The sequence below is a fragment of the Zobellella denitrificans genome, from assembly GCF_002237365.1.
In the GTDB taxonomy this organism is placed as follows: Bacteria; Pseudomonadota; Gammaproteobacteria; order Enterobacterales; family Aeromonadaceae; genus Oceanimonas; species Oceanimonas denitrificans.
Genome location: NZ_NMUO01000119.1, coordinates 1 through 9,939, shown reverse-complemented (window position 1 = coordinate 9,939; position 9,939 = coordinate 1). Strand labels below are relative to the sequence as shown.

The following is a 9,939-nucleotide window of genomic DNA, read 5'->3' as shown; positions in this document are numbered from 1 at the left end:
GCCGAGTGGGCGCCGGGGCAGGCGCCGGGGCTGGACACCGCCGGCTGGCTGGCCGGCGATGTGCTGGGGGCTGACGGCCGGCCCGATCCCGCCCGGATGGAGTGCCTCTATGAGACGCGATAACGACTGCCCGGTGCAGCACTGGGCCCGCCTGACCCCGACGCGGCCGGCCATTGTCGGCCCCGAAGGCATGCTCGATTACCGAACCCTGGACCGCTGTCTGCACGGGTTGCAGCGGCAGTTGATCGAGGCCGGCCTGCGCGCGGGCGACCGGCTGGCGGCGCCGGTGCGCGACGGTTTGCACGGGGTGCTGCTGGCCTGGGCCTGCATACGGGCCGGCCTGGTGTTCTGCCCGCTCAATCCGGCGGTTCCGCCGGCCCGGTTGGCGGAACTGGCCCGGCAACTGCGGGTGGCGGCCTTCTGTTCCCCCGCACCGGCGCCGGTGGGCCCCTGGCGCTGGCTCCGGCTCGACTTTTCGCGCCTCGAACGCGGCCCGGCCATTAGCCTGGCGCCGCGACGGTTGTGCAACCTGATCCTCACCTCCGGGTCGGGTGGCCGGCCCAAGGCGGTGGCGCACCGGCTGGACAATCACCTGGCCTCGGCCCGGGGCTCGGCCGCCCGGTTGCCGCTGGCCGACGACAGCGGCTGGCTGTTGTCGTTGCCGCTGTTCCACGTGGGCGGCTATGCCATCCTGTTCCGGGTGTTCCTGGCCGGGGCGATCCTGGTGCTGGAGCAGCGCGAGCGCCCCCTGGCAGAGCGGCTGCGTACTCAGCCCATCACGCACCTGTCGCTAGTGCCGACCCAGTTGTGGCGGCTGCGGGGGGCCGGCTTCGCCCCGGCCGGCTCCCGCCCGCAGGCCCTGCTGCTGGGGGGGGCGGCCATCCCCCGGACCCTGGTGCGGCAATTGGGGGAGCGGGGCATGGTGCCCTGGGTCAGCTATTGCCTGTCGGAGATGAGCAGCCAGGTCTGTACCGGCCGGGCGGAGGCGGACGGCAGCCTGGGGCGGCCCCTGCCCGGGCGGGAGCTGCGCCTGGTGAACGGCGAGATCCAGGTACGGGGCGAGACGCTCTGCGACGGCTATTTCCAGGCGGGCCGGGTCGAGCCGGTGGTGAACCGCGAGGGCTGGTTCGCCACCCGGGATCTGGGCCGGTTGACCGGCGACGGCCGGCTGCGGCTGGTGGGGCGGAGCGACAATCTGTTTATTTCGGGCGGCGAGAACATCCAGCCCGAAGCCATAGAGCAGCGCTTGCTGGAGCACCCGGCGGTGGTGCAGGCGCTGGTGGTGCCGGTGTGCCACCCTGAGTGGGGGCAGCGGCCGGTGTGCTTTATCGACCGGCACGGTGGGTCGGTGGCCGTTCCCGAGCTGGCCGACTGGCTGCGCGAGCAACTGCCCGGCTTTATGGTGCCGGACGCCTGGCTGCCCTGGCCGGCCCAGACCGGGCTCAAGCCTGCCCGCCGGCAACTGGCCAGGCTGGCGGCTGACCTCCTGGCCCAATAAGGGGAGACCTCAGCGCTTGGCCACCAGACTGAACTTGTACTCCCGGGTGAGGAAGTGGTGCACGCTGAATTCAAACATTTCTCCAGTGCTGAGAAAACCCCGTGAGCTGATTTCCAGTATGGGATCGGAGGCGGAGCACCCCAGCAGCCGGCAGATATCGGGGGAGGGCAGGACCGGGGCAATTTCCTGCTCGCTGCGATCGATTTTCAGCCCCTTCTCCTGTTCGATGTACTGGTATTTGGAGCGTCGCATGACCTCGAAGCTCAAATCCGGGAACATCGCCAGCGGCAGCCAGGTCTCCTCCACGATAAGGGGTTTGCCGTCCAGCAGCCTCAGCCGCTTGGCGTAAACCACCCGTTCCTGCTCCGTCAGCCCCAGCGCACTGGCCACCCTGGGAGGTGGCAACATCACCGCAAAGTCCAGCACCTCGGTGCTGGCCTGACGGTCGGTGCTGCTCATTTCCTCGCTAAAACCGCGCAACTGGTAGATATCATGCTTGATGCGCTGCTCCCGCACATAGGTGCCGCTACCCTGCACGCTGTATAGCTCGTCCTGTTCCACCAGCAGTTTGATCGCCTGGCGGATAGTGACCCGGCTGACACCGAACTGCTGTTGCAGTTTCACTTCGGTGGGCAGGGCATCGCCGGGCTTGAGCCCGCCACTGCGGATTTGCTCGCGGATTTTGTCTGCGACCTGTCGATACAAGGGGTTCTGGACCATGGTTCTGCTTCTGGGAGTGCCATAACGTCATTAGACCACGCCGGCTGCGGCGGCTCAATGCAAAGGTATTAATACTAATAAGAGTCCAATTTCGGGGTTTGCTGTGATTTTAATCACGATTTAGTGGTTTTTGTATTGAATTGGTTCCTTGTGTGATACTAATTTAATACAAATTTTATCACTACCCGGAGAGACCAGCATGAAAAAGCAGAACCTGACCATCGTCGGTGGCGGCAGCACCTACACCATTGGCATGATCATGAGCCTGATCGCCGAGAAGGAAAACCTGCCCCTCAAGCGCATAGTGTTTTTCGATCAGGATGCCGAGCGCCAGGCGTTGAATGCCAAGGCCACCGAGATCCTGTTGCGCGAGCACTACCCGGAGGTGGAGGAGTTCGTTTACACCACGGACAAGGCCGAAGCCTTCGCCAACACCGATTTTTTCTTCATCCAGATACGTACCGGTGGTCTGGCCATGCGCAAGCAGGACGAGCAGATCCCGCTGGCCCATGGCTGCGTCGGGCAGGAAACCTGTGGTGCCGGCGGGATGGCCTACGGACTGCGTTCGATCGGTGACATGATCAATCTGATCAGGGAGATCCGCGAGTACAGCCCCGATGCCTGGATCCTCAACTACACCAATCCGGCGGCCATCGTCGCCGAGGCGTTGCGTCGCGAATTTCCGCGGGACAGGCGCATCCTCAATATCTGCGATATGCCGGCGGCCATCATGGTCAGCTATGCCTCCCTGCTCGGTTGTGAAATCTGGGATCTGGTGCCGGAATACTTTGGCTTGAACCACTACGGCTGGTTTACCGCGGTCCGGAACAAGCAGGGTGAGGATCTGACCCGGGTCATCAAGGAACGTATCCTGGAGCAGGGCATAGCGCCGACGGATCCTGAAATTGCCAATGATCCTTCCTGGCAGAAGACCTTCAAGAACATCCGCCGCATGCTCACCGACTTTCCCGAGTATCTGCCCAACACCTACCTTCAGTATTACCTCTACCCCTCCGACATGGCAGCCAAGGAAGACATCACCAATACCCGGGCCAACCAGGTGATCAACGGCCGGGAAAAGCGGGTGGCCAGCCTGTGCCAGCGCATCATCGCGGCGGGCACCACCCGGCATGAGGAACTGGAAGCCGATATCCACGGCCGTTACATGGTGCGGGTGGCGGCCTCTCTGGCCTACAACAGGGGTGATACCTTTATCGTGATCGTCGAGAACAACGGCATCATCAGCAACATTCAGGACGATGTGATGGTGGAAGTGCACGCCAGGATCACCAATGACGGACCCAAGCCCTTCGCGGTCGGCAAGATCGGCCAGTTCTACAAGGCGATGATGGAAAGCCAACTGGCCTATGAAAAGCTCACCGTCGATGCCTGGTATTCGGGGTCTAAGCAACAGCTGGTAGAAGCGCTGACCCTTAACCGTACCGTGGTGGATGCACCAAAGGCGAGGGCCATAGTGGACGAACTGCTCCATGCCAACCGGGACTATCTGCCCCAGTTTTTTGGCGGCCGTTAATCCTCCCGGCCCCCGGACGGGGGCCTCAGAAAACCAGCATGAGAGAATTAAGAGAGGGAAATTCTGATGAAAGACAAGATCCAGCGTTTTGGCGCTGCCATGTTCGTGCCGGTGCTGCTGTTTCCGGTGGCAGGGATGCTGCTGGGGCTGACGGTGATGCTGCTGAACCCGGATTTGTTTCCGTTCGCGGTGGAAGGCTCCGCCTATCACAAGGTGGTGACCCTGTTTCTGAACGCCTCCCTGGTGGTGTTCAAGAACATGGCGCTGCTGTTTGCCCTCGGCCTGCCCATCGCCCTGGCCAAGAAGGCATCGGGGCGGGCGGTGCTGGCTACCTTCGTGGCCTACTTTACCTTCAACTATTTCGTGGGTGGTATTCTCGAAGCCTGGGGTGAGCAGCTCGGCATCAACTACCAGGCCGGTGAACTGGGGCTGGTCGACGTCGGTGGTGTACTGACCCTGGACACCTCGCTGCTGGGCTCCATAGTGGTGGCTTCCATCACGGTGTGGCTGCATAACCGCTACTTCGATGCGGTGCTGCCGGACTGGCTGGGCGTGTTCCGCGGTACCCCGCTGGTGGTGATCATCAGCTTCCCGCTAATGTGTGCCCTGGCAGTCGTCACCGTCTTCGTCTGGCCTACCATCCAGGCCGGTATCCAGGGGCTGCAGGGGGTGATGTTATCGTCCGGAGCCGCCGGTGTCTGGCTGTTCACCTTCCTGGAGCGCATCCTGATCCCGACCGGCCTGCATCACTTCATCTACGGTCCCGTATTCTACGGCCCGGTCGCGGTGGACGGCGGTACCGTTAATCACTGGATCCAGCACATTCCCGACTATGCGGCAAGCAGTGAACCCCTGACCACCCTGTTTCCCCAGGGCGGCCTGATGCTCACCGGCATGGGCAAGGTGTTCGGCTCCATGGGCATCGCCCTGGCTCTCTATGCCACGGCCAGCGCACAAAACAAGAAGATGGTGCTGGGCCTGGTGCTTTCTGCCACCATTACCGCCGTGCTCACCGGCATTACCGAGCCCATAGAGTTTACCTTCCTCTTTATCGCGCCTGTGCTGTTTGCCCTGCATGCCATACTGTCGGCCACCATGGCAACCCTGGCCTACCTGCTGGGGGTATCGGGCAACTTCCAGACCGGACTCATCGACTTCGTGTTCCAGAACTGGTTACCGCTGTTCGGCAACCACGCCGCCACCTATCTGCTGCAGATAGGGCTGGGCCTGTGCTTTACCGGTATCTACTTCGTGCTGTTCCGGGCCCTGATCCTGAAGTTCAACCTGCTGACCCCAGGCCGGGGTGAGGGGAGTGCCAAGCTCTATACCAAGGAGGATTTCAAGAAGCTCAAGTCCGGAGAAAGCCTGGATGGCACCATGGCAGCCGCCTTCCTAGACGGACTGGGCGGCAGCGACAATATCGACAGCCTGACCAACTGCGCTACGCGTTTGCGTATCAAGGTCAAGGATCCGGCCCGGGTGAAGGAAACCGCCTTCTTTCAGGCGTCCGGGGCGGTGAATGTGGTACGCAGTGGCAACAACTTCCAGATCATAGTGGGGCTGTCCGTACCCCAGGTACGGGAAGAAATGCAACTGCTCTGCAAATAGAGCAGGAAAGGGGCACAGGGCTATCTGTGCCCCTTTCCCTCTTGCCAAGAGCGGCGACGGCGATATGATATGAGTTCATTTTAACCGAGAGGCCCGGTCAAAAACCGGTAACTATATGGATTGCTCGCGAAGTTGCTTGCAACTTACCCTTAACTGCTCTGTTCTTTCCTTCTTTTTGCCGTTTCCGGCGTCCGCCGCCCCATCCGGATTTGTCCGCTGCCCCGGCTATACTCAGCTTGCCGGCCTGGCTTGCGCCATTCGCTGATCTGCACCTATCGACACGTATCAAGAGGTAAATCATGGAATTCCTGATGGATCCGTCTATTTGGGCAGGCCTGCTGACGCTGGTGATCCTGGAAATCGTGCTGGGTATCGACAACCTGGTGTTTATTGCCATCCTGGTCAAGAAACTGCCGCCCCACCAGCGCGACAAGGCCCGCATCATCGGCCTGTCGCTGGCGCTGATCATGCGCCTTGGCCTGCTGAGCCTGGTGTCCTGGCTGGTGACCCTGACCAGGCCGTTGCTTACCCTGGGTGAACTGAGTTTCTCCGGGCGGGATCTGATCCTGATGGCCGGCGGCTTCTTCCTGCTGTTCAAGGCGACCATGGAGCTGCACGAGCGGCTGGAAGGCAAGCTGCACGAGGCCGGCACCAGCGTGGCCTACGCGGGCTTCGGGGTGGTTATCGCCCAGATCCTGGTGCTGGACGCGGTGTTTTCGCTCGACTCCATCATTACCGCCGTGGGCATGGTGGACAACCTGGCGGTGATGATGATCGCCGTGGTGCTGGCCATGGTGGTGATGCTGGTGGCGTCCAAACCGCTCACCGAGTTCGTCAACGCCCATCCTACCGTGGTGGTGCTGTGCCTGAGCTTCCTGCTGATGATCGGCTTCAGCCTGGTGGCCGAGGGTTTCGGGCTGCATATTCCCAAGGGCTATCTGTACGCCGCTATCGGTTTCTCGATCCTTATCGAGTTTCTTAATCAGCTGGCCAAGCGCAACTCACAGAAGGCCGAGGCGCGTCTGCCCCTGCGCGAGCGCACCACCCAGGCCATCTTCAATCTGATGGGGGGCGGCAAGAGGGTGGAGGAGGAATCAATTGAGACCCAGCCGCAGGCCCGGGAGCAGGGTTTTGCCGAGGAAGAGCGGCACATGATCAGCGGGGTACTGTCGCTGGCCGAGCGCTCCATCCGCACCGTGATGACGCCCCGGGCCGACATCGTCTGGCTGGACGTGACCGACGATCCCGAGCTGGTGCTGGAAGAGCTGATGGCCTCGTCCCACAGTCAGTTCCCCGTCTGCGAGGGGGAGTTGGACAACCTGTTGGGGGTGGTACGCTCCAAGGAGCTGGTGGCGGGCCTCAAGGAGGGCAAAGCCCTGGCCGAGCTGGCCCAGAACCAGGATCCCATCATAGTGCCGGACAGCATCAGCGTGATCCGCCTGCTCAGCATACTGCGCGAGGCGCGCGGCAACCTGGTGCTGGTGAACGACGAGTTCGGCACCGTGCAGGGGCTGGTGACGCCTCACGATCTGCTGGAGGCCATCGTCGGCGAGTTCCTGGATGAGGACGAGATCCCGGAAGTGCTGGCCCAGGAAGACGGCTGGCTGGTGAAGGGCAGCACCGATCTGCACTACCTGGAGCAGGTGCTGGCGCGCAAGGGACTGGTGGACCCGGACAACGACTACGCTACCCTGGCGGGGATGCTGCTGGCCTGGAGCGGCCAGTTGCCGGAGCCGGGCGCGGTGTTCGAGCGCGAGGATCTGCGCTTCGAGGTGACGGAAGTGGAAGACTTCCGCATCGCCCAGGTACGCATTACTCCCCTTACCGCCTGAGCAAGGGCGGTGTCGTAACCTGCCCTGGACCCCCGCCTTCGCGGGGGAGACGGGGTAGGGTGCCTGCGCGGGGGTGACCATCAATATCGCGGGGATGGCTACAATACCGCCTCTATGGCGGTTTTCAGTTTTTCGTCCTCCGGCTTGGTCAGGCTGGAAAACACCGCCGTGACCCGGCCTTCCCGATCGATCACGTATTTGTAGAAGTTCCAGCGCGGCGCCTTGCCGCTCTGGCGGGCGATCTCCTTGAAGATGGGGTGGGCGTCGTCGCCTCGCACCTTGATGGGTGCGACCATGTCGAAGGTGACCCCGAAGTTCACGTAGCAGACTTCCGCCGTCTTGGCCTGGTCGTCGGCTTCCTGGCGGAAGTCGTGGGAGGGAAAGCCCACCACCTTCAGCCCCTGGTCCCGGTAACGCTGGTGCAGCGCCTCCAGCCCCTCGAACTGGCCGGTAAAGCCGCAGAAGCTGGCGGTGTTCACCACCAGCAGCGGCTGGCCGGCGAACTGGCGCATGTCCACCGTCTCGTTCGAGTGCAGCCGGGGTAGCCGGTGTTCAAACAGGGCGCCGGTGTCCGGCTGTGCCGCGGTTGCCGTCTGGCACAGCAGCAGGCCACACAGGCCGCTGAACAGTTTTTTCATCTCGATCACTCCCTGATGGTCCATGGGCATGGTTTAAGGTTACAGCCACAAAGACCCTGGCGGATAAAAAATGCTTGCAGCGGGGTGACGATGGGGATGAATTGTGATGTTATATTATAACTAAAATAGTTGTTCTCATTCGTATCCACTGTTCAGGTAGCCCCCATGATGCCACTGCGATCTTCTCTGCTCGGCGCCGGCCTGCTGGCCGTTGCCGCCTCCACCCATGCCACCGAAGGGGTGCTCGACATCGTCGCGCCCTGGGAAGTCGGCAGTACCGATCCTTCCAAGGCCGGCTATGTCTATACCCGGCTGCAGATCGGTGAAACCCTGGTGGAGGTGGACAACCAGGGCCATCCCCAGCCCAGCCTGGCCGAGAGCTGGACGGTTTCCGACGACCAGCTGAGCTGGCGTTTCGCCCTGCGGCCGGGCGTGCTCTTCCACGACGGCAGCCCGCTTACCGCCGAGGTGGCGGCCAAGGCGCTGCAACTGTCCCTGGCCAAGCCCGGCATGCTGACCGAGGCGCCGATAGCGGCCATTACCGCCGAGGGGGATGAGCTGCTGATCCGCCTGAACAGCCCCTTCACGCCCTTGCCGGCGCTGCTGGCCCACAGCTCCGCCCAGATACTGGCGCCCGCCTCCTACAACGAGGCCGGCGAGGCCACCCAGGTGATCGGCACCGGCCCCTACCGTATCGAGCAGTTGCAGATGCCGCAAAAGCTGACTGCCGTCGCCTTCAACGACTACTGGGGCGAGGCGCCCGCCATCGAACAGATCAGTTACCTGGCCGCCGGCCGGGGCGAGACCCGGGCGCTGATGGCGGAAAGCGGCGACGCCGACATCGTCTTCACCCTGGATCCGGCCAGCCAGGCCCGGCTGCAGCGCAACAACCGGCTCAGCGTGCATTCCGAGCCCATTCCCCGCACCGTGACCCTTAAAGTGAACGCCGGCCACCCCTTCCTGGCCGAGCCCGAGGCCCGGCGGGCCCTGAGCCTGGCGCTGGATCGCACCGGCATGGCCGTGGCCCTGCTGCGCACCCCCGAGGCGGCGGCCAACCAGCTGTTTCCGCCGTCTTTGAACGACTGGCACCTGGGCGAGGTGGCCGGCGCCGAGCGGGATCTGGAGCAGGCCAGGGCCTTGCTGGCCGGCCTGGGCTGGCAGGCGGACGGCAAGGGCATGCTCAGCCGCAACGGCGAACCCTTCAAGCTGACGCTGACCACCTTTGCCGACCGGCCCGAGCTGCCGCTGCTGGCCACCGCCATGCAGGATCAGCTGCGGGAACTGGGCGTGGAGCTGGCGGTCAACGTCACCAACTCCAGCGAAATCCCCGCCGGCCACCGGGACGGCAGCCTGCAACTGGGCCTGATGGCGCGCAACTTCGCGCTGGTGCCGGATCCCCTCGGCACCCTGCTGCAGGACTATGGTCCCGAAGGCGGCGACTGGGGCGCCATGAACTGGCAGTCCCCGCGCCTGGGCGAGATTTTGCAGCAACTGCTGGCACACACCGACGGCGAGACCCTGGCCAGCCTGCGACGGGAAGCCGCCGGCATACTGCACCAGCAGTTGCCGGTGATCCCGGTGGCCTGGTATCAGCAAACCGCCGCCGTCTCCAGCAAGGTCGAGGGCTTCGGCATCGATCCCTTCGAGCGTAACTACAGGGTGAGCGAGATGAGGTGGGCCCAGTGATACCGGTGTTGAGCTACCGGCTGATGCAGGCCGCCCTGGTGGCGCTGATGGTGGGGGTGCTGACCTTTATCCTCACCCATGCCCTGCCCGGGGACATGGCCTTTCGCATCGCCGCCGGCCGCTATGGCTACGACTATGTGAACGCGGCCGCCGCCGCCGCGGTGCGCGCCGAGCTGGGCCTGGACCTGCCCGCCTGGCAGGCCCTGGGCCACTGGCTGTGGGATCTGCTGCGGCTGGATCTGGGCCATTCCCTGGTGAGCGGCGAGGCGGTGGTGGACGAGCTGCACCACCAACTGGGCCACTCCTTCAAGCTGGCCGCCGCCGCCGGGGGGGTGGCGCGGGTGGTGGGCCTGTCTCTTATACAACTCTGGAGCTGCCGGCGAATAGAGCGGGAGAGACGTGAGGGGCGGGGCGCCTCTCCGT

At 63.5% G+C, this 9,939-nt stretch carries 7 protein-coding genes and 1 pseudogene; 6 read left to right on the top strand and 2 right to left on the bottom strand.

Annotated features, from left to right (window positions below):
• Nucleotides 1–109: 109 nt before the first annotated feature.
• Nucleotides 110–1,498: an AMP-binding protein gene (locus CGX12_RS17670; protein ID WP_094041151.1), complete on the top strand. Its 1,389-nt coding sequence runs from the start codon at nucleotides 110–112 to the stop codon at nucleotides 1,496–1,498.
• A gap of 9 nt (nucleotides 1,499–1,507) precedes the next feature.
• Here CGX12_RS17670 and CGX12_RS17665 read toward each other — a convergent pair whose 3' ends face one another.
• On the bottom strand, nucleotides 1,508–2,218 hold the full coding sequence (locus CGX12_RS17665; protein WP_094041150.1) for a GntR family transcriptional regulator: 711 nt from the start codon (nucleotides 2,216–2,218) through the stop codon (nucleotides 1,508–1,510).
• Nucleotides 2,219–2,417: 199 nt separating this feature from the next.
• On the opposite strand from CGX12_RS17665, the gene CGX12_RS17660 reads away from it, so the two are divergent.
• The 3 genes from CGX12_RS17660 (at nucleotide 2,418) to CGX12_RS17650 (ending at nucleotide 7,192) form a co-directional block, all read left to right on the top strand.
• A complete protein-coding gene (locus CGX12_RS17660; protein WP_094041149.1) occupies nucleotides 2,418–3,752 on the top strand; it encodes a 6-phospho-alpha-glucosidase in 1,335 nt (444 codons plus the stop codon).
• A 66-nt stretch (nucleotides 3,753–3,818) separates the two neighbouring features.
• Complete coding sequence (locus tag CGX12_RS17655; RefSeq protein WP_094041148.1) at nucleotides 3,819–5,360, top strand: alpha-glucoside-specific PTS transporter subunit IIBC; 1,542 nt, start codon at nucleotides 3,819–3,821, stop codon at nucleotides 5,358–5,360.
• Nucleotides 5,361–5,659: 299 nt separating this feature from the next.
• Nucleotides 5,660–7,192: a TerC family protein gene (locus tag CGX12_RS17650; protein ID WP_094041147.1), complete on the top strand. Its 1,533-nt coding sequence runs from the start codon at nucleotides 5,660–5,662 to the stop codon at nucleotides 7,190–7,192.
• A gap of 98 nt (nucleotides 7,193–7,290) precedes the next feature.
• Here CGX12_RS17650 and CGX12_RS17645 read toward each other — a convergent pair whose 3' ends face one another.
• Entirely contained in the window at nucleotides 7,291–7,830 is a 540-nt protein-coding gene (locus CGX12_RS17645; RefSeq protein WP_094041146.1) for a glutathione peroxidase, read from the bottom strand.
• A 165-nt stretch (nucleotides 7,831–7,995) separates the two neighbouring features.
• On the opposite strand from CGX12_RS17645, the gene CGX12_RS17640 reads away from it, so the two are divergent.
• Both CGX12_RS17640 and CGX12_RS17635 read left to right on the top strand, forming a co-directional pair.
• Nucleotides 7,996–9,516, top strand: a complete 1,521-nt coding sequence (locus tag CGX12_RS17640) for an ABC transporter substrate-binding protein (RefSeq protein WP_094041145.1) — start codon at nucleotides 7,996–7,998, stop codon at nucleotides 9,514–9,516.
• Nucleotides 9,513–9,939 (top strand): annotated as a pseudogene (locus CGX12_RS17635) (hypothetical protein); the annotation flags it as partial. The gene CGX12_RS17640 and the pseudogene CGX12_RS17635, both read left to right, overlap by 4 nt.